The sequence below is a fragment of the Vampirovibrio sp. genome, from assembly GCF_041737375.1.
Lineage (GTDB): Bacteria > Cyanobacteriota > Vampirovibrionia > Vampirovibrionales > Vampirovibrionaceae > Vampirovibrio.
On sequence record NZ_JBGSRV010000008.1, the window covers coordinates 111,297 to 134,822 of the forward strand.

At 50.8% G+C, this 23,526-nt stretch carries 18 protein-coding genes; 13 read left to right on the top strand and 5 right to left on the bottom strand.

What is annotated here, in order from left to right; genetic code table 11:
- Position 1 precedes the first annotated feature (1 nt).
- Genes ACEW81_RS04255 through ACEW81_RS04280 form a run of 6 tightly spaced genes read left to right on the top strand, consistent with a single transcriptional unit; the run spans position 2 to position 3,991 of the window.
- Entirely contained in the window at positions 2 to 154 is a 153-nt protein-coding gene (locus tag ACEW81_RS04255) for a hypothetical protein (RefSeq protein ID WP_373531728.1), read from the top strand.
- The gene (locus ACEW81_RS04260; protein ID WP_373531729.1) at positions 151 to 819 is read left to right on the top strand and encodes a 1-acyl-sn-glycerol-3-phosphate acyltransferase; all 669 of its coding nucleotides are present in this window, start codon (positions 151 to 153) and stop codon (positions 817 to 819) included. The genes ACEW81_RS04255 and ACEW81_RS04260 overlap by 4 nt, the downstream gene beginning before the upstream one ends.
- Positions 812 to 1,453, top strand: a complete 642-nt coding sequence (locus ACEW81_RS04265) for a CDP-alcohol phosphatidyltransferase family protein (protein WP_373531730.1) — start codon at positions 812 to 814, stop codon at positions 1,451 to 1,453. Before ACEW81_RS04260 ends, ACEW81_RS04265 begins: the two co-directional genes overlap by 8 nt.
- Positions 1,447 to 2,487 carry an aminotransferase class V-fold PLP-dependent enzyme gene (locus ACEW81_RS04270; RefSeq protein ID WP_373531731.1) on the top strand — a complete coding sequence of 347 codons (1,041 nt, stop codon included), beginning with the start codon at positions 1,447 to 1,449 and terminating at the stop codon, positions 2,485 to 2,487. Before ACEW81_RS04265 ends, ACEW81_RS04270 begins: the two co-directional genes overlap by 7 nt.
- A gap of 32 nt (positions 2,488 to 2,519) precedes the next feature.
- Entirely contained in the window at positions 2,520 to 3,275 is a 756-nt protein-coding gene (locus ACEW81_RS04275) for a class I SAM-dependent methyltransferase family protein (RefSeq protein WP_373531732.1), read from the top strand.
- A gap of 29 nt (positions 3,276 to 3,304) precedes the next feature.
- On the top strand, positions 3,305 to 3,991 hold the full coding sequence (locus ACEW81_RS04280; protein ID WP_373531733.1) for an SDR family NAD(P)-dependent oxidoreductase: 687 nt from the start codon (positions 3,305 to 3,307) through the stop codon (positions 3,989 to 3,991).
- A 96-nt stretch (positions 3,992 to 4,087) separates the two neighbouring features.
- Here the strand turns inward: ACEW81_RS04280 and ACEW81_RS04285 are convergent, their stop codons facing one another.
- A complete protein-coding gene (locus ACEW81_RS04285) occupies positions 4,088 to 5,209 on the bottom strand; it encodes an aminotransferase class I/II-fold pyridoxal phosphate-dependent enzyme (protein WP_373531734.1) in 1,122 nt (373 codons plus the stop codon).
- A gap of 510 nt (positions 5,210 to 5,719) precedes the next feature.
- On the opposite strand from ACEW81_RS04285, the gene ACEW81_RS04290 reads away from it, so the two are divergent.
- The 3 genes from ACEW81_RS04290 to ACEW81_RS04300 all read left to right on the top strand — a co-directional run bounded on the left by ACEW81_RS04290 (position 5,720) and on the right by ACEW81_RS04300 (position 13,706).
- Positions 5,720 to 9,814 carry an acyl-CoA dehydrogenase gene (locus ACEW81_RS04290; RefSeq protein WP_373531735.1) on the top strand — a complete coding sequence of 1,365 codons (4,095 nt, stop codon included), beginning with the start codon at positions 5,720 to 5,722 and terminating at the stop codon, positions 9,812 to 9,814.
- Positions 9,811 to 10,995 (top strand): thiolase family protein, encoded by a 1,185-nt coding sequence (locus ACEW81_RS04295; RefSeq protein ID WP_373531736.1) that lies wholly within the window; start codon positions 9,811 to 9,813, stop codon positions 10,993 to 10,995. The genes ACEW81_RS04290 and ACEW81_RS04295 overlap by 4 nt, the downstream gene beginning before the upstream one ends.
- 95 nt (positions 10,996 to 11,090) lie before the next feature.
- Positions 11,091 to 13,706 (top strand): 3-hydroxyacyl-CoA dehydrogenase/enoyl-CoA hydratase family protein, encoded by a 2,616-nt coding sequence (locus ACEW81_RS04300; RefSeq protein ID WP_373531737.1) that lies wholly within the window; start codon positions 11,091 to 11,093, stop codon positions 13,704 to 13,706.
- Here ACEW81_RS04300 and ACEW81_RS04305 read toward each other — a convergent pair.
- Positions 13,686 to 14,579 (bottom strand): hypothetical protein, encoded by an 894-nt coding sequence (locus tag ACEW81_RS04305; protein WP_373531738.1) that lies wholly within the window; start codon positions 14,577 to 14,579, stop codon positions 13,686 to 13,688. The genes ACEW81_RS04300 and ACEW81_RS04305 overlap by 21 nt on opposite strands.
- A 304-nt stretch (positions 14,580 to 14,883) precedes the next feature.
- On the opposite strand from ACEW81_RS04305, the gene ACEW81_RS04310 reads away from it, so the two are divergent.
- Together ACEW81_RS04310 and ACEW81_RS04315 are read left to right on the top strand one after the other, a co-directional pair.
- Complete coding sequence (locus ACEW81_RS04310) at positions 14,884 to 15,288, top strand: hypothetical protein (RefSeq protein WP_373531739.1); 405 nt, start codon at positions 14,884 to 14,886, stop codon at positions 15,286 to 15,288.
- Between the two features lie 41 nt (positions 15,289 to 15,329).
- The gene (locus ACEW81_RS04315) at positions 15,330 to 15,776 is read left to right on the top strand and encodes a universal stress protein (protein ID WP_373531740.1); all 447 of its coding nucleotides are present in this window, start codon (positions 15,330 to 15,332) and stop codon (positions 15,774 to 15,776) included.
- A 530-nt stretch (positions 15,777 to 16,306) separates the two neighbouring features.
- On the opposite strand, the gene ACEW81_RS04320 is transcribed toward ACEW81_RS04315, so the two are convergent.
- The 3 genes from ACEW81_RS04320 to ACEW81_RS04330 all read right to left on the bottom strand — a co-directional run bounded on the left by ACEW81_RS04320 (position 16,307) and on the right by ACEW81_RS04330 (position 20,766).
- A complete protein-coding gene (locus ACEW81_RS04320; protein ID WP_373531741.1) occupies positions 16,307 to 16,654 on the bottom strand; it encodes a hypothetical protein in 348 nt (115 codons plus the stop codon).
- 343 nt (positions 16,655 to 16,997) lie between these two features.
- The gene (locus ACEW81_RS04325) at positions 16,998 to 18,638 is read right to left on the bottom strand and encodes a thiamine pyrophosphate-dependent enzyme (RefSeq protein WP_373531742.1); all 1,641 of its coding nucleotides are present in this window, start codon (positions 18,636 to 18,638) and stop codon (positions 16,998 to 17,000) included.
- Between the two features lie 70 nt (positions 18,639 to 18,708).
- Positions 18,709 to 20,766: a 2-oxoacid:acceptor oxidoreductase family protein gene (locus ACEW81_RS04330; RefSeq protein ID WP_373531743.1), complete on the bottom strand. Its 2,058-nt coding sequence runs from the start codon at positions 20,764 to 20,766 to the stop codon at positions 18,709 to 18,711.
- A 567-nt stretch (positions 20,767 to 21,333) separates the two neighbouring features.
- Between ACEW81_RS04330 and lexA the strand changes: the two genes are divergently transcribed.
- Both lexA and rlmN read left to right on the top strand, forming a co-directional pair.
- Positions 21,334 to 22,014 carry a transcriptional repressor LexA gene (gene lexA, locus ACEW81_RS04335; RefSeq protein ID WP_373531744.1) on the top strand — a complete coding sequence of 227 codons (681 nt, stop codon included), beginning with the start codon at positions 21,334 to 21,336 and terminating at the stop codon, positions 22,012 to 22,014.
- A gap of 404 nt (positions 22,015 to 22,418) precedes the next feature.
- Positions 22,419 to 23,519: a dual-specificity RNA methyltransferase RlmN gene (gene rlmN / locus ACEW81_RS04340; protein ID WP_373531745.1), complete on the top strand. Its 1,101-nt coding sequence runs from the start codon at positions 22,419 to 22,421 to the stop codon at positions 23,517 to 23,519.
- Positions 23,520 to 23,526: the final 7 nt, after the last annotated feature.

The following is a 23,526-nucleotide window of genomic DNA, read 5'->3' on the forward strand; positions in this document are numbered from 1 at the left end:
AATGAACGATATTCTTCAAGCCAGCGTTAATCGGGATAGCGTGTGCCCGCCGCTCTATCAGTCTCAAAAACAGGATCAAAAAAATGAAGCGATCTCCAATGGGTTGCTGCTTGGGTTAGCGCCGTTGAACGCCTGTCTGGGAGCGCCGTTGTGAAGTTCCAGTACCAACACACCCCGGACTTTGGCCAGCCGCTTCACAAGCGTTTGGGCAACTATCCGCGCATTCCAGATTTCACCTGGGATTTTTGCCGCTGGGTGGGCAGTTGGCTCAGTGTGCTGTTTATTCGCAGTCAGTTTAAATTGGAGGTGCATGGCACTTTTCCGGCTGTGGATCGGTTGGCCATTGTGGCCAATCATCAGTCTCATCTGGATACCGCTACTTTGTTAGCGGCCTTGCCTTATGCCTGTCGTCAAAACACGGTGGTGCTGGCGGCAGAAGATTATTTTTTCAGAAGCGCGCCCAAGGCCTTGGCGGCATCGCTGCTGTGTCAGGGGGTGGCCTTTGATCGATTGCACTGGACAGCGGTTCGGGCCTGGTATCAACATCTCAAAAAACTGAAAAAAGGCTGGCTGCTTTTTTATCCCAGTGGCAGCAGGCACTCTTGCGAGATTCAGAGCGGCCTGCTCAAAATTCTGCTTCGGGAAGGCTGGACCATTCTGCCGGTGCGGCTGGATGGGGCCGATTTGGCATGGCCTTCTCACGCTTCCGTATGGCGTCCCTTCCGGCCCTTAAAAGTTACAGTTTATGACCCTTTTCAAGGGCATGACTTAGACGGTTTAATAGAAAAGTTAAAGCGAGAACTTTACCCTCATGCCTGATAACCCGCCACCTCCCATAAAGCCTGATTTGGGCCTGTATCAAACCAAGTACCTGTTGCGGAATATTCTGCGAAACATTCCTGGCGTGGGGGCTTTGTCTCCCAATGCGCTTTCCCTGTTTGCGGTGGTGCCGGGTTTACTGGCCGCATGGTTTCTGATGCAGGGCCAGTGGTTGGCGGCTTTGCTCAGTATTATGGGCCGAATGATCGTGAATACCCTGGACGGTCTGGTGGCCGAGGAGTTTAATAAAAAATCCAATCTGGGCGCTTATTTAAACCGCTTGCCGGGTGAATTTACGGACATCCTGATTGTGCTTGCGCTGAGTTGGAAGGTTGCTCCGGTTTCGATTGGGTCTATGTTGCTGGTTCCTTTAACCGGTTGGGTGCAAATATTAGGCTTGCTGGGCCTGGCGGCAGGGGGAACCACGCAATCAGTAGGGCCCTGTGGGCAAACCGATCGGCTGGCGATTATCGCCATAGGTTGTCTGCTGGCTTTGCTGGGGTTGAATGGTTGGCCCATTTTAATTCCTATCCTGTGTATTGGGTGTGGGCTTACCATCGTCTTAAGAATTTTTCGTTCCATACGGGACATTCGGAAACTGGATCAAACTCAGGAACATATGAACCGATGCTGACCTATCTGAACTATGCGGGAATGGCCCCCTTACGACCCGAGGCTTATTTAAAAAGTCTGATTGCGCCGGAATTATTTGGCAATATGCGCTTGCCACAATGGTTTGCCCAAGCCGAAAAATTGCGTGAACAGGTGGCCGACTGGCTGGGCTGCCAGCCAGAGCAGGTGGCGTTTGTGCCGTCCACCAGCATGGCCTTAACCATTGCGTCCCATAGCCTCAACTGGCAGCCGGGCGATACGGTTCTGTTCAATCGGGACGATTTTCCGGCCAACGTGTTGCCGTGGGAAAAACTGTCTCGCTTTGGGGTGAATGCGCTGCCTGTGCAAAACTGGCAGGAAGTTTGGCCCAGTCGCACTCGCATGATCAGCATTTCAACCGTGAATTACGCCACCGGTATTGAGCAACCTTGGCGGGAAGTGCTGGCCAAGGCTCAGGAGCGGGGGGTGTGGACTTGTGTGGACGCCATCCAGTCTGCCGGTATTTTGCCCAGTTGGGATCCGGCCATCGATTTTTGGTGCGTGGGGACTCAAAAATGGCTGGTAGCTGGAACGGGCATGGCCATTTTGGTTTTAAGCGAACGGGTTTTAAAACAGTTGCAACCGCCTTTCCCCAATTGGTTAAGCTTAAAGGATCCTTCTAATCTGGATTCCGGCTTGCTGGAAACGGCCAGGGCCTGGGAGTGTGGCTGGATTAGTCAGGCCAATTTAATTCGCCTGAGTGTTAATCTGGATTATTTTTCTCGCATTGGCTGGGAAACCATTACCGAAAAAATTAAAATACGCCGAAATTATTTACACGAGCGTTTGTTGGATATGGGCTGGCATGTGGTGTCTTGTCCCAAGCGTTGGTCGGGAATTGTCTCTTTTGATCCCGGACCGGGTAGGGCCGCCCTGATTGTAAAAAACGCCCAGGATCGCCGTATTATTGTGGCCCAGCGGGGCGATTACGTACGGTTGTCTCCCCATATTTTCAACTCAATGGGTCAGCTCAAAAAAGTGTCACAGTGGCTGTCGGATTGTTACACCAGTCTGTAACAATAAAAGGGTTCACAGAAAAGGACACCAGCATGAAATACGCTTTAATCCGATGGTTGTTACAAACGGTAGGCCGACTGAGTAAGGGCATTCAACTGGGCTGGCGAACCGGCTTTGATTCCGGGGTGATGCTGGAATACATTTACCAAAATAAACCTCAGGGAATCACCCCGCTGGGGGTATGGATTGATCGGCAATTTATCTCCCACCCGGTTTGGGATGGGGTGCGTTCTCGCCGGAATTTTTTAATCGGTCAGCTGAATGAGGCATTGAAGCATTATGATCACCCTGCTCTCTTTGATTTCGCTGCGGGCGTTGGTTCGTATCTGTTCGCGCTTCCGCAAGGCAAAGCCGTTATAACGGCGGGAGATTATGAGCCGGAAGCTGTTCAGCGGGGTCAGGAAAAGGCCAGCCGCTTGGGCCGAACGGATATTACCTTTCACAAAAACAACGCTTTTGATTTGAATGAATTTGCGGTGCGGCAGGCTGATATTCTGGTGTGTTCCGGCTTCTTTGATATTTTGGTGAAAGAAGAGGAAATTTTAAAAGTGCTGCAAAATGGCTCGCATATTACCCAACCCGGCGCGCGATGGGTGTTTACCATTCAGGAGCATCATCCTGATTTGCGCCTGTTGAAGGAAACCATGGTGGATTTGAATCACCAAAAATGGGAACTGGTTCCCCGTTCCGCTGAACAATTGGCGGAATGGGCCAAGCCGTTTGGCTGGGTGCTGGAAACCGTGGAGAGAAACGATTTTTTCGCCGTCGGTACGATGGTGCGTCAGTAGCACAGGCAATTGAGAAAGCGAAACAAGGCATGGTGAATATGGGTGACAATCCGGGCATCGCATGGGTCAGTGGCGCTAGCGGCTACTGGGGCCGAAAAACAGTGATGAGCCTGCTGCGTTTGAACTGGCAGGTCATTGCCCTCAGCCGTCAGGAACCTAAAGATTTGCCGGACTGGGCCATTGCCCAGCACAAAAGCCTGTTTTGGCAGCCGTTGGATCTGGAAGCACCGGACTGGCCCAGTGCGTTGAGCGAGTTGCCCGGCCCTCAGGCGTTGTTTCATTGCGTGGGTTTGTTTGATGATGACTTTGAGCGCATGTTGCGGGTGAACGTGGTGCAATCGGCCCAATTGATTGACTTGGCCGCAGAGCGGATGCAGGCCCAGCAATCGGGGCGAATCGGAATTTATCTGGGTCAGAACGGGCGACTGGGTATGCCGGGGCTGGGCGCCTTTAGCGCTACGCAGGGCGCCTTGTGGACCTGGACGGAGTCTCGGGCAAAAGCGTTGAAGCAGGAACGCACCGGGGTTAGCTTGAGTCTGGTTTTCCCGGAACGAGCCCCATCCCACTTGCAGGGACAACTGGCCGAGCGCCTGAACCGAAAAATCAAGTTAACTCCCCCTGAAACGGCGGATGATTTGGTGGCAGGTGTTTTAAAAGGTCAACCCAGGGTAGGCCGAAAGCCTTGGCTTGCTGGACTTTCTACGCTGCTGACCTGATAGGTTCCTTGATGATCTCCAAAGACAGTGGCGCTCAGGCGGTGGGATTTTCTTAATCAATTGGGTGAGCAATTTTGAGCGACTAATCTCACTGGATCACTCGGGTTTCGGTTCAGTTTTTAAAAACTCGCTCAGGCGAGAGAGGGCTTGGGGGAGCGTGTGGCTGCCAAAGCCCATGCGCACAAAGGCCCCCCCCGAATCATAAAGCGAACCGGGCAGCACCAGTATTTTGTGAGCTTTTAAAACATCCAGCGCAAACTGATCCGCATGGGGGGTGTTTAAAAGCTGGATATAGCCCAAACAGCCTGCCTTTGGGGGAACCCAGCCTAGCTGGCTTTGATGCTGATTCATAAATTGCTCAAAAATGGCGTAACCGGTTTTAAGGGTTGCACGATGGGCTTCCAGAATGGGTGTTTGAGCGCTTAAAGCGATTTGAGCCAGTATTTCACTGCCGGTATTGGGGCAAATGGTTAAGTAATGCCGCAGAGACAGCAATTTTGAAATGACGCTTTGATCGGGCGTCGCCAGCCAGCCAATGCGCAGGCCGGGAAGTCCGTAGGCTTTGGACAGACTGAAAACGCTCAAGCCTTTTTCATACTGATCCGCAATGGGTGGCAACCGATCCGCAGGATTGAATTCCAGGTGCCGGTACACTTCATCGCAGAAAATCCAGGCGTTCTGTTGGCGGGCAATGGCTATCAGCGCTTGCATTTCCGAGGCGCTGAGTATGGCCCCGGTGGGGTTATTGGGAAAATTTACCACAATCATGCGGGTATTGGGCCGCATGGCGCTTTGGACGCGGGTGGGGTTGAAGGCCCACTGTTCCTCGTATAACAAGGGCACTTCGGTAACTTGGCAAATGCTGGCGGCCACGCTTTTCAGCGACTGATAGCAAGGGGTCACCACAATGACGTGATCATCCGCCTGAAGTAAGGCTTGCATGGCGCAGTAAATGGCCTCACAGGCCCCGTTAAAAACCATCACCCCATCGGCTTCAATGGTTGTGTATTCAGCGGCTATCAAAGCCCTTAAAGCGGGTGAGCCTTGGGGGGTGGCATAGCCCAACGGCAAGGTTTCCCAGCTTTTTAACTGTTGGGGATGGGCGTAGGCCAATAACTGAGCCAAAGGCATGCTGTCCAGCCCGGATGAACACAGCGAAATTTCTGCCTGATGCTCGTATTTGAACAGGTATTCTTCCAGTTTAAAAAGGGGTAGCATGGATCACTCCGGCTCAATGTTTTATGATTGCTTGGTTTGCCTCTTTCTATGTTACCAAAGGCTTGCGTTGCTTGAATTCCGGTTTTCCGAAGTGAAAGAGCGGATGACAGTGGCGACCGTGGGGTTGCTGAAGAGAGACTGGGTAAATTTAATTTATTAAGAAATATAAAGCAATTGGGCGCGCCACAAAACAAAGCGCAAAAGCGGACGTCATCAGTACTTAAAGCTCACTTTGGTTGAGATGAAATGATGCGTTTTAACGGTCGAGGTCATTCAATTGAGCTTGTGTAGGGGCCGGTTCTAAAGTTTTGATGAGGGGAACCGAAAGAAGAGTTATGGATTCATTTTTTTTAATTCCAATTTCTGTAATTTCGGATTTATATTCTGGAAAATGGGGTTTGCTGAACGGCATGGCCTTCAAGGGTTTAGTGGAAGGCTTTTTTGCCCGCAATCGTTTTCTGGCTTTGAAGTATTGAACACAGACGCACTGATATGAAAGTGGGAAGTGATATGCCAACCAACAATTCGCCCATTCACGCTTTATACAAGTTGTTGATTTACACCCTGATGTCCCCGTTGCGGGATCAGGCGTTTCAGGGCACCCGCAAGGCCAAGATTTCCGATACCGAAAAAGAGGCGCTGGCCTCTGGTTCTATTGGGTTTGAACGAGAAATTCTCAGCGGACACCCGGATTGGTCTAAATTGCTGGATTTGCCCAAACCGCATTTAAACGAAATAGAGAAAGCCTTTCTGGATGGTCCGGTGGAGCAATTATGCGACTTGCTGGATGACTGGAAAATTCGCACCGAGTTGAAAGATTTACCGCCCGAAGTGTGGGCTTTTATGAAGGAAAAAGGCTTCTTCGGGATGATTATTCCCAAGGAGTACGGGGGGCTGGGCTTCTCTGCCAGAGCGCATTCGGAAGTGGTGATGAAACTGGCCAGCCGCAGCACCACCGCTTGCGTGACGGCTATGGTGCCCAATTCCTTAGGGCCTGCCGAATTGCTGATTCGTTATGGCACCGATGCTCAAAAAACACACTACCTGCCTCGTCTGGCCAAAGGCATTGAAATTCCCTCCTTTGCGCTGACTGAGCCGGATGCCGGATCGGATGCCTCCAGCATGACCGCCAACGGGATGGTCTGTGAGCGAGAGGGTCAGTTGGGTATTTTGCTCAATTGGGAAAAGCGCTACATTACCCTCAGCCCCATTACCACCTTGTTGGGGCTGGCCTTTAAATTACGCGATCCCGATGGCTTATTGGGTCATCAAAAAGAGTTGGGCATTACGCTGGCTTTAATTCCGGTTGAAACCGCCGGGACCGAAATTGGGCGCCGCCACAACCCGCTGGGCATACCCTTTATGAACGGCCCTACTTATGGAAAAGATGTCTGGATTTCGCTCGATCAAATTATTGGGGGCCGGGAATTCGCCGGTCAGGGCTGGCGCATGTTAATGGAATGTTTATCGGTGGGGCGCTGTATTTCTTTGCCCGCTTTATCGGTGGGTTCCGCCAAATTGGTGAGCCGCATGACAGGGGCTTACAGTCGGGTGCGTAAGCAGTTTAAAGTTTCTATTAATCAGTTTGAAGGGGTGGAAGAGTTGCTGGCCCGTATGGCGGGCACCACTTACCTGATGGAAGCTTCTCGTATGGTTACTTTGCAGATGCTGGATCGGGGCGAGCATCCCACCATTCTTTCCGCTATTTTGAAATACCATATGACCGAATATGGGCGAAAAATCGTGAATGACGGCATGGATATTTTGGGCGGCAAAGCCATTTGCGAAGGGCCGGATAATTTAATTGGGGCGCTGTATCACGGCATTCCCATTGGCATTACGGTAGAAGGGGCCAATATTTTGACCCGAAATATGATTATTTTCGGGCAAGGATCGGTGCGCTCTCACCCCTACCTGTTGCGAGAAATTGAAGCGGCCCGCTTGGACGATGAAAAAGAAGCCCGTGCTAAATTCAGCGATTTAATGGCCCAGCATGTACGGCATAGCGTGGAAAATACGTTCCGTAGCCTGTTTTTCGGGCTGACCAGCGGTCACTTCAGTGGAGTCCCTCAGGCTGATAAGACAGAAGCGTTTTACTTTCGGCATATCAATCGCCTCAGTGCGGCTTATGCCACGCTGGCCGATAATATCCTGATGCTGCTGGGCGATAGCGTGAAGCGGAAAGAACGCATTTCCGCCTTGTTGGGGGACAGCATGAGTTACCTGTTTATGGCCTCCGCGGTGTTGCGCCATTATCAGGCCAACGGACGGCTGGAAGATGAGCGTTTGTTAGTACACTGGTCTTGTCAAACCCTGCTGCATCAAGCGGAAGAAAGCATGGATCGCTTGTTGAACAACTTCCCCAACCCTGTATTGGGTGCCTTGTTGCGGCCCGTTATTTTCCCGCTGGGGCGCAGAATTGATTTGCCGTCTCACCGACTGGATCGCAAAGTGGCCAGAGTATTAATTGAGCCGGGTTCGCTGCGGGATCGGTTGACGGATGGCATTTACCTGCCCACCAGTGAAACAGAACCTTTGGGCAAACTGGAGCAGTGCATGCGCATGGCCATTCAGGCCGATGCGCTGGAAGTCACCATTCGCCAAGCCAAAAAAGAAGGCCGCCTCACCTCGCAAACCCCGGCTGCCTTGTTGCAGGAAGCGGCGGCTCAAAAAATTCTGAGCGTTGATGAGTTGAGCTTGCTGAAACGGGTGGAAGTGTTGCGGAAGCAGGTGCTGGCCGTGGATGATTTTGATCTCCATTTTAATTTCGAGGAAAAAAAAACGGCATTTGCCGACGGGAAACGGTTAAAGGCCATTTATCCACTGGGCACCCGGTGGAATCTGGACATTCCACGCACTGATTTGGTGCAAATGGTGGAACAAGCCGTTGATCAATACAAGGATTTGCCTTGTATCGATTCGCTGGGCAAAAAATATAATTACGCCGAGTTTGGGGCCTTGGTAAGTAAAGCGGCCGCCGGTTTACAGGCTATTGGGGTTCAAAAAGGCGATAAAATTGGCTTGTATATGGCCAACACGCCTTATTACCCCATTTTGTTTTTCGCGGCCCTGAAGGCGGGTGCCATTGTGGTGAATTTTTGCCCGATGCACACGTTAAACGAGTTGCGGGATCAGGCCGTGGACAGCCAAACCAAAATGATGGTCACGCTGGACTTAAAAGATTCTTTCGAGAAGTCCATGCACCTGCAAAAAGAGGGCATTCTGGAGCGAGTGATCGCCTGTAAAATGGAAGAGGTGTTGCCCTTCTTCAAGTCTCACGCCTACCGTCTTTTCAGGGGATCTCAAATTGCACGGCCCGAGGAAAATGGCGACACCCGTTTAGTGGCCAATTCTGGTGCGGATCAACTGATCTGGTTTCGCGAGCTGATTACCCAGAAAAAAGCGTTTACGCCGGTTTTGATTGAGCCAGAGGATGTGGCCGTGTTGCAGTACACCGGCGGCACCACCGGAACCCCCAAGGGGGCCATGCTGACCCATGCTAATCTGGTATCCAACGTTTACCAGATTGAGGAATACTTCGGGGTATCCGCCAATAAGCCCCAGTGTGAAGCGTTACTGCGCCCCGGAAAAGAGCGTGTTTTGGCCACCATTCCTTATTTTCATATTTTCGGAATGACGGTGGCCATGTTGTCCAGTTTGAAAATGGGCAGTGAAATCCTGATTTTGCCGGACCCTCGAAATACACTGGAAATTTTGAAAACCATTCAGGAAAAAAAGCCGACCTTGTTTCCAGCCGTTCCCCGCTTGCTGCAAGCCATTTGCGAAAGTCCAAAAATGGCAAACTTTGACCTGGGAGGCTTTGAAAAAGTCATTTCAGGGGGAGCCGCTTTGCCGGATAATTTTAAGCAATCTTTTGAAAAAGCCACCGGCAAAAAAGGGCTGATCAAACAGGGGTATGGGTTGACGGAAACCTCGCCCGTTGCTGCCGCAAACCCACCGTATGGCATCAATAAATCAGAATCTGTGGGCTTGCCATTGCCGCAAACCCGCATTCAAATTGTGGATGCCGAGGACCCGGATCGGGTGCTGACCATGGGCGAAGTGGGAGAAATTTGCGTGAGTGGTCCGCAGGTGATGAAAGGCTATTACAATCGACCGGAGGAAACGGCCCAGATTTTGCGAAACGGCTGGTTTCTGACCGGCGATTTGGGATACCTGGATGATGATTATTATCTGCATATTGTGGATCGTAAAAAGCGTTTGATTCTGGTCAATGGATTGAACGTTTACCCCACCCAGATTGAGCAGGCCATTTCTCGACATCCTGCGGTGATGGAGTGTATGGTGATTAGTGTGGCCGATAGTCGTTCGGGTGAGGCAGCCAAGGCCTTGATTCGCCTAAAGGCGGGGCATGCGGTTTCGGCCCAGCAAATTCAGGTATTTCTTAGTGAATATTTAAGCCGCATTGAATTGCCTAAACACATTGAATTTATCAATTATGAGTTACCCAAAACGGCGGTGGGCAAACCCGACTGGCGAACCATGCAGGAGCGTGAAAAGCTGGCCGCCTTGCCGCATGGAGACGTTGGTATTTCCGGTATTACAGACATTCAGGACGGTTTAGATATGGAGCAGGCATCATGAAGCAAGCGGTGATTGTGGACTATTTACGGACTCCCTTTGCCAAAGCGGTGGAGCCGACCTCAGGCAGCACCCGACACGGTAAATTCGCTACCTGCTTGCCGGATGACATGGTGGCCGCCCTCATTGCGGAAAGCTTGCGACGCACCGGGGTGAACGCTCAGGATATTGAAAATCTGTTGCTGGGCTGTGTCCATCAGGAGGCAGAGCAGGGGCTGAATTTAGCCCGCATGATTGTGCTGAACCCGGATTCCCGCTTGCCGCAAAGCGTGGGCGGGGTGAGCGTGGATCGGTTTTGTGGATCGTCCATGCACATTATTGCCGATGCCAAAAACGCCATTATGGCCGGTGAGGCCGATGTGATGCTGTGCGCTGGCGTTCAGTCCATCAGCCGGGTGCCTATGGCGGGCTGGAATCCCATGCTGAATCCCAAGGTGTATGACGGCAATGCCAAAGGGTTTATGAACATGGGCATCACCGCTGAAAATCTGGCGGAGCGCTATCAAATTTCCAGAGAAGCGCAGGAAGAATTCGCGCTGCTGTCTCATCAAAAAGCGGCCAAAGCGCAAGCGGCCGGACATTTTGGAACAGAGATCATGCGCTATCAGGGGCTGGATCTGGATGACAGTGTGCGGGCCGATTCTTCGCTGGCGCAACTGGCCAAATTAAAACCCGCCTTTAAGCAGGAAGGCACGGTGACGGCGGCCACTTCATCGCCGCATACGGATGGGGCTTCGCTGGTGTTGCTGGCCGCTGAGGATTACGCGCAAGCCCACCAGTTACCGGTTTTGGCTCGGGTGATAGCCTTTGCCGGATCGGGTTGTGAGCCTGAAATAATGGGCATTGGTCCGGTTCATGCCATTCAAAAAGCCCTGAGCCGAGCGGGATTATCCATGCGGGATATTGGGGTGGTGGAGTTGAATGAAGCCTTTGCGGTGCAAGCGTTGGCCGTGTTAAAAGCACTGGATGAATTGGGCTTAACCGTGGACCCTCACAAATTGAATATGGATGGCGGGGCCATTGCGCTGGGCCATCCGCTGGGGGCTTCCGGCGCTCGCATTACCGGGAAGGTGGCCCAGTTGTTGCAGCGTACCGGGCAGCGCTATGGTCTGGCTTCCATGTGTATTGGCGGGGGCCAGGGGGTGGCCATTGTGCTGGAGAATCCTTTAGCCAGCAAAGCCTGATCAGGCCCCCAAAACATGCTGAGCTTGCCGTGAATTTTTGACCGGCTGACGCGTTTAAAACGAATTAAAAAGACGAACCAAAAAGGCTGTACTGTATGACAGAAATTCATTCCATCAAAAAAGCGGCAGTCATTGGGGCAGGGGCCATGGGATCGGGAATTGCCGCTCAACTGGCCAACGCGGGCGTTCAGGTTTACTTGCTGGATATTGTTCCCCAGGACAATCCTGATAGAAACTGGATAGCCAATAATGCCATTCAACGCATGCTCAAAGCCACCCCTGCCACCGATCCGCTGAATGCGGGCCTGATGATTCCAGATAATGCCCGGCGCATTACCACCGGCAATCTGGAAGACCATTTGGCAGAGGCAGTGCGGGATGCCGACTGGGTGGTGGAAGTGATTGTGGAAAATCTGGAAATTAAGCAGGCCTTGTATGCCAAGCTGGAAACGCTTTGTAAGCCAGAGGCCATTTTGTCTTCTAACACCTCCACCATTCCTTTAAAAGCGTTAATTGAAGGACGCTCGATGGGGTTTAAGCAGCGTTTTGTGATTACCCACTTTTTTAATCCGCCCCGTTTTATGCACTTGCTGGAAATTGTGACCGGCCCGGAAACCGATGCCGGTATTGCGGACAGCATGCGGGAATTTGGGGATAGCCGCCTTGGAAAAAATGTGGTTATTTGCAAAGATACCCCTGCTTTTTTAGCCAACCGCATTGGCATTTATTTTATGTTTCGGGCCATTACGGAAGCCATTGAAACCCATATGAATATTGAGGACGTGGATGCCATTTTGGGGAAACCCATTGGGTACCCCAAGGAAGGCATTTTTGGGCTGCTGGATTTGGTGGGCATTGGCATTATTCCCCTGGTGACCGATAGCTTGTTGAAAACCTTACCCGCAAATGACGCGTTTCGGAAGTTTGATCATGAAAAAGGGTTGACCCTGGTGGGTAACTTGTTGAAAGATGGCTGCTCGGGCCGTAATTCACCCAAAGGCGGCTTTTACCGCATGCAAAAAAACGCGGATGGCAGCAAACAAAAACAAGCGGTTCAGCTCCATAGCCGTGAGTATTACCCGGTGGAAAAATCCAGACTGGCTTGCGTGAAATCGGCTCGCAAATATGGTCCCAAAGCCATGTATGAAACCGATGATCGCTATGGTCGCTTTGCCTGGGTGGTGGTGCGGGATACCTTGCTGTATGCCGCCTCGCTGATTCCTGAAATCGCCGATGATATCGCCGATGTGGATGCCGCGTTGCGGGGTGGGTACAACGCCCATTGGGGTCCCTTTGAGCAAATTGATCAGGTGGGCGTGGCCTGGTTTTGTGAGCGCTTGAAAGCGGATGGTATTGAATTACCCCCGGTGCTTCAGCTGGCCAACAACCGGCAATTTTACAGAACGGTGAATGGAAAAACCACACGCTTGGTGTTTGATTTTGAGAACAACCGGGCGGATTACGTGGAACTGCCCGCTCGGGCCGGATGTTTGAATCTGGGCGAATGGAAGCACCGTCAATCGCCCTTGGTGAGCCATTATTCGGCCAGCCTGTGGGATATTGGCGACGGGGTAACCTGTCTAGAGTTTCACTCCAAAATGAACACTCTGGATCCTTCCGTGTTGCGGGTGGTAAATGACAGCGTTCAGTTTATGATACGCAACGCCAGTGAATACAAGGCCATGGTGATTTACAACGAGGAAAAAAACTTCTCATTGGGTGCCAATCTGGGACTCATTGACGCCGGGTTTCAGTTGATGGGTCATTCCTGGATTCGAAAAACTGGACTGGGCGGGCCATTGGGGGCTTGCCTGTATCAGCAGGTGGAAGCGCTGATTTATCAGGGGCAAAGTGTGTTTAGCGCCTTGCGAAACGCCCCCTTTCCGGTGGTAGGCGCACCCAAGGGCATGGCCATTGGCGGAGGCTGCGAAATTTTGCTGCATTGCGATGCCTTGCAAGCCAATGCCGAAACCTATATGGGTTTGGTGGAAAGCGGAGTGGGCCTGATTCCCGGATGGGGTGGCTGTGCCCGTTATCTGGAGCGAGCCATGCGGGAACCGGCGCTGCAAGGCGGGGTCATTCCTCCGGTGCGAAAGGCGTTTCAGGCCATTTTAATGCCGCAGGTGGCGGTGTCCACCTCTGGGCAGGATGCCCGCCAAAAGTTGTGGCTAGGCCCTGAGGATGGCATCACCATGAACCCGGATCGGTTGCTGGCGGATGCCAAGGCCAAGGCGCTGGCCATGGCGGAGGGTTATCAAGCCCCGTCGCCAGTGGTGTTTCGCTTGCCCGGAGCCGCTGGTAAAGCGGCCTTACGCATGGCCATTGATGACTTTTACGCTAAGGGAGACGCCACCTGGCACGATGTGGTAGTAGCGGATGCGTTGGCTGATGTGTTAACGGGCGGAGATACCCATTCTTCCTTCACCCTCAGCGAAAATGATGTATTGCAACTGGAGCGGGAGCATTTTCTATCCCTCATTCGCACCGAACAAACCCAAAAACGAATTGCCCATACCCTTAAAGCCGGTAAGCCACTGCGGGAAGACCCGGCCAAAGTGAGCGAATCACTGGATGCGTTAAGGGCCATGCGGAAACCCAAGCGCTTAGGCAAGCGCCACGTTTCGGGTCAGCCCTTAACGGGCGTGGATGCGCTTCAGTTGAACTGGATGGCTGGATTAACCGCCTTTCTTTTAAAAAAAGTGGCTCCTTAATGCTTTGAAATTGCCGTCAAATGCCATCCAGCCCTTTACGTTTTGATGGGTTGGATTGATGGCGCCATAGGGCATTCCGTTATTCAGGGCTTTGCTTAAAGTGGTAAAACCATGATCTTGATAGAGGTTTTTTAACGCTTCATTTTCTGGTTTGACCATGATGCGAATATCATGGAGCCGAGCTTGCCGAGTGGCTTCTTTAATTAAATGGTTTTGAATAGGGCCGCCAACTGGTGAGTCGGCAATTGCGTCTGACAAATCCAGTTCAATTCGGTAGAACGATTTGGGTAATTTGTCTCCCAGTGTTTGAGACAAGCGGCTTTTGCGAAGTAATCCCATGGTTTCGCCCTTTGTATTTTCCAGCCAAAACGCACCATGGGGACTGAGATTGCCAAACTGGTTAAAGGTATGCTGGTTGCGTTCTGAATCAAGAAAGGAAATACTTTTTTGCCAATCGGGCGTGTGAGGCAGTGCTATATTGCGAGGCTGACTTGCTTGGGCTTTTTGGGGCAGTGGGGCCGCTGGGTCGGACAGACGGATGTCCTCTGCGTTGTTTAAAGTGGGGCTTAAGGCTGGAAAAAATGCCGTCTGGGTACTTTTTTCTTTTTGGGGAGATGAGTCCCAGTGGGGGTAGTATGGTTTGAGCGAGGCCGACAGGTTTTTCAGTGTGTCCTTAACCTGGTGTTTCCAGCCGGACTGATCTGGGCTGGGTGATGGTAATTCCAGGGGCAATGGCGCCGTGTGTGGCCAGTCTCGTTCCAGTTTTTCTGCCACTTTGTCTGAGGCGTATTGGGTATCTTGCTCTAAACACGCTGATTCTCTGGATTTTCGGGCAGGCCAAACTGGGCTGCCTGAAAGATGAATACCCACCATCACAACAATCCTCTTTTCTTTTGTGTAAACCCCATTGAATGAAAAATTTTTAAATAGACAGTGATTTTATTGGAAAACGAATAGTCATTTTTACAATAAAAAAAGCAAAAATAAAATGCACTGTTTCCTTTGGGTGAGTTTAATCGTATTGAGGTGAATTGAATTCTATAGGAACGGATTTGAAATTATCCACTTGGGGAGTTCGTTAACCTCCCAATACAGGCGATTTGAATGCTTTTAAAAAAGACTAAAATTAAAACGATATGATGAAAATCAGGAGGCAATTTTATAAAGGAGGCTCCTGATGGCCTGCTTCCACTTACCCGATCGTCACCATTTGGCCGTATTGGCCTTGAAAAAACTCCCGCCGTTCCAGGTTCCAGATCGACCCCAAGGCTTGCAGCCTCTGGTTGAACACCTGAGAGGGGTACTGGAAACCTTTGGAAAAGGTCACCCTCCGGCGGTACAAATTCCATCGGTGATTGCCATGGCACTCTTTTATCGGTGTGACATTCTGGATCTGCTGGAAAGTTTGAGCTTACTGCGAGAAGACCGGTATGACTATTTGATGAAGGGCTTGGATTTACCCATTGTACTGGTAGACCCCTTGTCTCGCCTGCGACGCAGCCGGGTTAAGTTGCGTCGCATCGCTCGAGCCATTCGATTGAACCAGACCCACCGGCCTATTTTTCCAGAGTATCCGCTCTAACGCTTCACCGTTATTTAGGTTACTGAGACAGGAGGGTATTCATGAAGATTCTGCTTCCCATTGATGGCTCCGATTGCGCCAATCATACCCTGAGTTGGGTCGCTGACACGTTTGACCGGCAAAACACCCAATATTATTTGTTGTTTGTGATTCCGGTGCTACCGGATTTAAACACCGTTGAGTTTGACATTGTGGAGGCCAACGCCATGTTGCGTAAGGCTCGAAATTTGCTTGAGGGCAAAGGGTGTATGGTGGTTAGCACCGATTATGCTTTGGGGGATATTGTGGAGCAAATTTGCAGTTACGCCGATGAAATTGAGGCGGATCAAATTGTGATTGGCTCTCACGGGCGCACCGGTTTTTCCAAGTTGTTAATGGGCAGCACCAGTATTCGGGTGTTGGAGCATAGTCATCGTCCGGTGACCTTGCATCGCAATATCGAGCGTCCTGTTAGAGAGCGAGGCCTCTCGTCCGGCACGGTGTTTTAGCCTTTTGTAAACACTTATTCAAGACGGAATTGATGGTTGAAACGATGGGCTTAATAATCTGCCAATCTTTACCTTCTCTTAATCCGGCGGATGGTTGCAGTAGGGCTTTGTTTGCTCCGTTGTTTAAATTTTTCAAAAAACCTGATTGGGAGTGGCTCGAACGCTCAGCCGTTTTGGGCAGGCTTTGGTTTTTTATATACTGTTTTAAAAACAAATTTAGCCATTGAGGGAGAGGAGATACCCAGATGGTTAGGTACTCATCCCGTCTGTTTTGAATACAATTATTTTTGTTCAGTCCGCTAGCAAAGCGGCCTACGGTCTTATAATCCGGTATTTTACGTTTGGAATGGTTGAATCGTGGAAGAGAGTTTATTGATTGCTTGAATCAAGCGTTCTGCTTCATGCGGCATTGGGCTGCGTGGTTGCAGGACATTAATCTTAGCGTGGTCACAGTACATCATTCCCTTGCCCCTCCCGGCTTTTTTTGAGGGGCTTTTTTATGCGCTGTTTCAGATCGATTTCTGTCAGCTTTAGCGCTGATAAGGCATCCGGTTAGGGTGGGGCGCTTGTTTTAAAGGGCGTTGATAACGAACGTTTCCAGTGACGGATGTGGTTGCGCTTACGGGAGCGGCCAGCAAAGAGTCCTGTCTGTAGAGCTGGTTTTTAGACTCCAGAATATCCTGTAAGCTCTGGTTTGCTTTGAGTTCGCTTCGCTTTAAATTGACAGGGCCAAGCATCTGCATAACCTGACGGGTTCCTGATAGTTCGCTGGATAAACTGAGTCGGGGTTCTGCCTGGGCTAACCCGGAGGTTAAAGCGTTTAGGTTTAACAGGCCGCCGAATAAGCCAAGTATTAATGCGTGAGCAATTCGATTCATGGTTACCTCTTTGGGACCAATGTCACCGTTATTTTTAAGGGTTGGGCCGATGCAAGTCATCAAACTTTGTTCAAACTTTGTTCAAGCTTTGTAATGATTAAGCGGCTTCACCCTTAAAAAACCAAACGATCAAAACAGTTGCCTGTTGATAGAGTCAATCAGGAAAATCACCGGGAAAAATTCACCGGCCAGCAAAAATCGCAGGAATAAAAACCACAGAATCATCCGAGAGACTGAACTGCTTTTATTATAAAACAATGGTTGTGGGCCTGCCAAAACAGCAAAAAGCGCAGAGCTTTGAGGGATCTGCGCTTTTTGGAATGTGATTGACCGATGCTTGTGGTTAGGAAGCGGTGACGGTCTTTTTGGCTTCGATTTCAGCCAGAAGGTCTTTGTTATCAACCCCAGCCAGTTCTTGCAACAAACGCCAGTTTAATTGACGATCCAGTTTGGCGTTCTGCATATCCTGAGTGGTTGGGTTTCCGTCTTTATCAAAGTGCTTTTTAAAGCGCCCTTCGGTCTTGGCCCAGTCAATAAAGGTCAGCTCCTGCATGTTGCCATCGGCGCCTTTCACCCATGCCCAGTCACGATCGGGGTTGGGGTTGCCGGTCAGGTTGAACCGACTCTTCATGGTGGGGCCCGCATCGGGGTCGTAGATGAAGAGGGGGAAAGCCCGACTTTGGACGGCCAGTTTGGCTTGATGAGCGGCCAGGTTATCGGCCACCCCATGCTCCGGCTGGCAGGTGGTAAACACATTAATGACGGCAGGCCCTTTGAAATCCAGCGCCCGGTTGATGGTTTTAAAGAAGTGGGTGGAGTTGGAACCAATGGTTTGAGCTACAAATACGTTGGGATGCATTACGCAGATTTGGCCCAATTCCTTGCGTCGCTCAATTTTGCCGTGATGGGATTTGCCGTAGGCGCCCATCTTGGATTCCTGACCGGTGTAAGAAGAGGTGGACTGTTGTCCGCCGGTGTTGGAGTACACCTGGGTGTCCAGAACCAGCACTTTAATGTTCATCCCGGACATCAGCATCCGGCTCAGCGCCTGGAATCCGATATCCAGCATGGCGCCATCGCCGCCCATGTTCCACAGTACCCAGTCTTCATGACCGTTTTGATCCCAGTAGGCGCGTACGCCCATGGCATCGGTGGGGCCGTTTTCAAACAGGGAGTTGGTCCAGGGCACAGTGTACGGGTTGTAAGGATAGGTAGAGCCATACACGGTATTACAACCGGTAGAAGCCACAATGCCGAAACGATCGCCGACTTTTTCGTGGGTGGCGGCCAGCATTTGACGAATAACGGAAGCCTCGCCGCAACCCATGCAGGAGCCAGCGCCCCCTTTGTACATGTTCAGGTTACCCAGTTTCAGCATCAAATCACGCATGTCGCTTTTGTTGATGTGGGTGATGGGTGATTCTGGCAAGGTTTTGTAAAAACCGTAAGTTTCCAGGTAGGTAGGCAGGTTTTCCGGCGTTTTCTTGATCATCTTCAAGGCGTCATGGTTGCCGCACACTTCCACGCACTCGCCGCACCCTTTGCATTTGGTGGGATCAATGAAAATACCGAACAGCGCCCCTTCAGGCTGGGACGGATCTTTGGCCCGTTTTTTCTCAAACTGGCCGTGGTATTTCACGGTGGTGGCAAACTGCTTACGCAGGTATTCCTTGTGCGCTTCATCGGTCACGTTGGCCAATTCGGCTTCCAGACTTTCCGGGGTTACAATTTTGCCCAAAATAGCGGTATCCGGGCAATTGTTGACGCAATCCATGCAGCCTACGCAGTTTTCCGCCAGATACTCAGGCAGCTCGGGAGCGATGTAGCTGAAGTCACGGGCGCCACCGGTACCGGCTGGCAAAACGCTTTGGGCAACAAATTCATCAGCAGGTTGGCTGGAACCGGCGCCCTTGTTGTAAGCGTCAACCACTTCTTCGGCACGCTGGTAGTCATACCAGTGATTGTTTTTTTCTTGTGCACTCATTTGGGGGTTAAACTCCTTTAATTTGCAAGTCTTGAATATAGTCTCAGCGGCGGCCTAGATAAAGAACGCGCTAAATAAAGAACGCATTGGTATCTTTGCCCTTGGCTTCCCATTCCAGACGGCCTTTTTCCAGCACATCCGCAGGGGTGGACTCAATAACGGCCCGAGGCACTTCAAAGACTTCTTTAAAGCCTTTACGAGCGGCCTCTACGTTGTCTCTTACAACATCCGCGCCTTTACGGCCAAAGTATTTTTCAATGGGAATGCGTACTCGCTCAAACAGCTCATCTTCGCTCAAGCCCGCATCCTTTTGGAATGGGGTCAACCGTAAGAACACGCCCAGTAACACGATACCCTGGAAGCGCTGTACCAGCGAGTCATCCGATTTACAGCTTTCATGAGCGATACGAATGGTATCCACACTGTAGAACTGAATGTTGTTTTCCTTAATGTAGTACTTGGCCCAATCCGGCACCGAATTCCACAACTGCTGCGGATCTTCGTTGGGGGTGTGCTGGAAAAGGGTGCATCCAGGTTGCAGACCCACCAGCGGGTTGCCCATGTTCCAGGTGTTGGGGTCCATCAGCGGTACAAATTCAACTTGAATCAGTTCACTGTGCGTTCCAATTTTTCCGCTTTTGGTGGTGGTCAGATAGGTGTTGGTGGGCAAGCCTTTTTTCTCGGAACCATATTTGGGAGAGGCTTGCACTTTGAACCCAAAGATATCACCCAGACAGGTTGCGATAATTTTGTTGGTGGTAACCGAACCATAACCGCCCACCGAATGGCCGCGAATAGAGAAGGAGCCAACAGGGCGGACATCCGGCTCTTCATCCACTTCCAGGTTGGCGTGGTGATCGATGCCCAGACTGAAGAAGCGTTTGTTCTCGCCAGCTTCAGTCATGTTTTTAACCGTGGAAACCATTTGTCCCGGCGTGACATCACGACTGCCCAAACCGGCCACACCGGAGTAAATGACCGGAATACGGTCAATTTTGGGATAGCCCGGTGTACCCATGGCTGCTTTGGCGAACGCGGCTTCGATTTCAGCGGTCAGGGGGTTGGAAACACCCAGAGGGTTATCCATCCGCTCAATAACGGCAAAGGCTTTCACGTTTTTCAACGCTTCTACCACTTGTGGGCCGGGGAAAGGACGGAAAGACGTAATATTCAGACTGCCTGTTTTGAGGCCTAACTTGCGGAGGTGATCCAGGCTGACCGATGCGGTTTCCGCAGTGGAACCCATAGCCACAATGGCGTATTCAGCGTCTTCCAGCTGGGTGGGAACCACCATGCTGTACCGGCGGCCGGTGAGCTTGTAAAATTCATCCATAGACTCTTGCAGTACGCCCGGAATTTGATCGTAAAAGATGCGCTGGGCGATTTTGCCGGTCATGTAGCTGTCCTGGTTCTGCACCACGCCGCTCATTAAAGGGAAATCCGGGTCAAACAGTTTGCGCAGCTTGTCTCCGGGGGCGCCCAGGAAGTCGCGAATCAGCTCATCTTCAGGGAAAAGCACGTTTTCGATGGTGTGGGTGGTTAAAAAACCATCCTGAATATTCATAAAAGGCGTTTTGGTTTTTTCAGCGGTGCGGCGGGAAATCATGCACAAATCGCCCGCTTCTTGGGCATTCTGGGCAAAAAGCATACCCCAGCCTACATCGGTTACGGACATCACGTCATCGTGACCGGCATGAACGTTGAGGGAGTGGGAGGTTAAGGCTCTTGCGCCAATGTTAAACACCAAGCCAAGGCGCTTCCCGGAGATGGTGTATAGCACTTCTTTCATCAGCACCAGCCCTTGGCCAGAGGTGAAGTTGGTAACCCGGCCACCGGCCACTGCGTACCCTTCTGAAGCGGAGGCGGAACTATGCTCGGACTCCGGTTGAAGCCACATAATTTCTTTGCCCCACAGGTTTTTCATCCCGTTAGAGTAAGCGGTTTGGTAGCCTACGCCCATGCTGGTGGAAGGCGTAATCGGGTAGGCGATTCCGGCCTCACAGGCGCGTGTTTCCACATGCACCACCATGGCGGAACCGTCAGCCGTTCCTGGAATACCGGGATACTTGAATTTTCCAGCTGCCGTGCTGCTTTCACCCTGTGTTTTGGGCGGTTGGGCAAGTGCCATAAACGCTTCTCCTATTTCAGTACGATCAAAAAAATCAGTCGAGGACTATTAAAATTACTTTAGAGGACTATTAGAATCACTTTAAATGATTTAATCATTTCGCCGAAACAGAACTGTTTTTTAGGACAATGCCAGTGCAGAAATCCGCTAAAACCGGGTAACGGCGGGTGAGGATCTAAAACTGCCTTTTATTGTACAGAAAACGGGGTATTTTCAAAGTGCTCTTTTCGAGAATCAACGCACAAGTGACTCTTGGTTGAGCGTTGAGCAGTCCTGAGGCCAGATTATTATGGCACACCTCGGCTCAAAGGGCGAACAGAGCCGTTCTTTAAAAGGCTTTGAACTGGGCGTTTTGCTTAACGCAAATGATTAATCATCCTGAAATGTAGGTTTTATCAATGGTTTTGACTGTTTTGCTATGCTTGTCGAAATTCCGGTCGAATTTTTTTTCGAATTTTCGCTTGCCTTTTTAAATGGGAAGAGTATCATAGAATTTATGTTCGATAGAAAAATCGTTCGAGGCTAACAACCCATCCCTGTTAAAACTTTATATACAGAAAGATGCCAATGTCCCCTAAAGATGAACTGACTTCTAAACAACGCGAAGTGCTGAATCAGCTGCTGGCTTTTGTTCTGGAGAACAATTACCCGCCTTCCATTCAACAGCTTTGCCAGTTGTGTGGGGTTAGTTCCACTTCCACCATTCATTTCCACTTGAGCGGCCTTAAAAAAAAGGGGCTTATCGATTGGAATCCGGCGGAAAAACGAGCCATTAGCATTCGTGAGGACTTGCGAGACGAGTTTCGCTTAGCCCGGAACGCTTTGCTGGAGGATAGTGATGCCTTATTGGATCGGGCGGATGCCAAAGAAGGCAAAGTGGGCGTATTACCAATGCTAGGCTCCATTGCCGCTGGCTCTCCATTGCAAACCCTGAAAGATAGCGTTGAGCGGATTGATTTGAGCGAGGATATCTGTCCGCCGGGTTGTTATGCCCTCAAAGTGCGTGGCACCAGCATGATTGAAGACCATATTATGGACGAGGACGTGGTCATCATTAACCCTCAAGCCCGTGTGCGGGAAGGGGATGTGGTTGTGGCCCTGATTGACAATGAAACCGCAACCCTGAAACGATTCTACCGTGAGAAGGATCGAATTCGGCTGCAACCGGCCAACTCGGAGATGGAACCTATCTATGTAACAGACGTCCATATCCAGGGTAGGGTTGAAGCTGTCATTCGAAAATACTGAAGACCCCTGATTCCAGAAACGATGCACGTAGCCGCTGTCTTTTCAGCGGGCAGTTATTAGCGAATTGGTTAGACAACCCAACCTGAAATGAAGGAGCTTATCCGTTATGAGTATCCGTACTTTGTTACGCGATTTGTTTTGTGGCGCCCTGTTGATTTGGCCCTACTTCTTTATCCCCGGCAATATTTAAACAAACTCCGGGCTTTTTATACAGATGTTCTCTGAGGGCAACCTGCCATCCGGTTCATCGTGAAGAACCCCAGTTTTTCCAGTTTTAACAACGCTCTAAATACACACACTCCACTCTTTATCCCACAAATCTCACAGAGGCAAATCTATTTGCCTCTTTTTCTTTTATTATAGGTACACCATTTCCCCAATCACCACAAAGGTCATCTTTTATTATGAACGCAGTCTTGTCCCCTTTATCCGATATCGATACCGAGACATCCGCTCCCGCTGTTTCTTTTACACCCAAAGAGGTGCTTTTGGGCATGTCTCTGGAAGCCTTGCGGGCTTTGGTTAAAACGATGGATGAGCCTGCTTTTCGGGCCGAACAGTTGCACCAGTGGCTGTATGTAAAATGCGTCCGTAGTTTTGATGAGATGACCAACCTGAAAAAATCCTTTCGGGACAAACTGGCAGAACGCTTTCAGGTAGGCTCGCTGGTGGTGGATCAGAAAGAGAGTAGTCAGGACGGCACGGTAAAGTACCTGTTCCGGTTGCCGGATGGCAAAGTGGTTGAATCGGTCCTGATGTACTTCGAGGAACGGGGCTCTTACGCCATGTGCCTGAGCACTCAAGTAGGCTGCGCTGTGAATTGCGGGTTTTGTGCCACGGGGAAGCTTGGTTTTATGAGAAATCTGAGCGTTTCCGAAATCGTGGAGCAGTACGTTTATGTGCAAGCCGATAGCGGTAAGGAAGTCCGCAATATTGTGTTTATGGGTCAGGGCGAACCCATGCTGAATTACGACAATTTGATGGACGCCATCGAGATTCTGAATCGCTCTGCTGAAGTGGGGATGCGGCATATCACCATTTCCACCTCCGGGGTGGTGCCTCGAATCTACGATTTGGCGGCCAAAAACATGCAGTTGACCCTGGCGGTTTCATTGCATGCCCCCGACAACGAAACCCGTGAGGCCATTATGCCCATTAACCGAAAATGGCCTCTGGAATCCCTGATGCCTGCTTTGCATCACTACGTGGATACCACTGGCAAGCGCTTGACCATTGAGTATATTTTGCTGGCAGGGGTGAACGATCAACCTAGTCACGCTCACGCCTTGGGGGCATTGCTGCAAACCCTGAAGTGTAACGTCAACCTGATTCCTTACAACCCCATTGGCGATGATTACGGCTATAAACGCCCATCCGGCAATGTCACTCACCGTTTTCGGGAAGTGCTGAGCGGTTACGGCAAAAAAGTCACCATTCGGGTGGAGCGGGGCGTTGATATCGCAGCCGCCTGCGGACAATTGGCCAACAAGGTACAGGACGCCTAGACGTCCT

Coding starts and splice junctions, on each gene's coding strand:
- ACEW81_RS04325 (WP_373531742.1), bottom strand. CDS start 18,638: ATGAGTGCACAAGAAAAAAACAATCACTGGTATGACTACCAGCGTGCC.
- ACEW81_RS04290 (WP_373531735.1), top strand. CDS start 5,720: ATGCCAACCAACAATTCGCCCATTCACGCTTTATACAAGTTGTTGATT.
- rlmN (WP_373531745.1), top strand. CDS start 22,419: ATGAACGCAGTCTTGTCCCCTTTATCCGATATCGATACCGAGACATCC.
- ACEW81_RS04295 (WP_373531736.1), top strand. CDS start 9,811: ATGAAGCAAGCGGTGATTGTGGACTATTTACGGACTCCCTTTGCCAAA.
- ACEW81_RS04300 (WP_373531737.1), top strand. CDS start 11,091: ATGACAGAAATTCATTCCATCAAAAAAGCGGCAGTCATTGGGGCAGGG.
- ACEW81_RS04280 (WP_373531733.1), top strand. CDS start 3,305: ATGGTGAATATGGGTGACAATCCGGGCATCGCATGGGTCAGTGGCGCT.
- ACEW81_RS04285 (WP_373531734.1), bottom strand. CDS start 5,209: ATGCTACCCCTTTTTAAACTGGAAGAATACCTGTTCAAATACGAGCAT.
- ACEW81_RS04330 (WP_373531743.1), bottom strand. CDS start 20,766: ATGGCACTTGCCCAACCGCCCAAAACACAGGGTGAAAGCAGCACGGCA.
- ACEW81_RS04305 (WP_373531738.1), bottom strand. CDS start 14,579: ATGGTGGGTATTCATCTTTCAGGCAGCCCAGTTTGGCCTGCCCGAAAA.
- ACEW81_RS04310 (WP_373531739.1), top strand. CDS start 14,884: ATGGCCTGCTTCCACTTACCCGATCGTCACCATTTGGCCGTATTGGCC.
- ACEW81_RS04255 (WP_373531728.1), top strand. CDS start 2: ATGAACGATATTCTTCAAGCCAGCGTTAATCGGGATAGCGTGTGCCCG.
- ACEW81_RS04270 (WP_373531731.1), top strand. CDS start 1,447: ATGCTGACCTATCTGAACTATGCGGGAATGGCCCCCTTACGACCCGAG.
- ACEW81_RS04275 (WP_373531732.1), top strand. CDS start 2,520: ATGAAATACGCTTTAATCCGATGGTTGTTACAAACGGTAGGCCGACTG.
- lexA (WP_373531744.1), top strand. CDS start 21,334: ATGTCCCCTAAAGATGAACTGACTTCTAAACAACGCGAAGTGCTGAAT.
- ACEW81_RS04315 (WP_373531740.1), top strand. CDS start 15,330: ATGAAGATTCTGCTTCCCATTGATGGCTCCGATTGCGCCAATCATACC.
- ACEW81_RS04265 (WP_373531730.1), top strand. CDS start 812: ATGCCTGATAACCCGCCACCTCCCATAAAGCCTGATTTGGGCCTGTAT.
- ACEW81_RS04320 (WP_373531741.1), bottom strand. CDS start 16,654: ATGAATCGAATTGCTCACGCATTAATACTTGGCTTATTCGGCGGCCTG.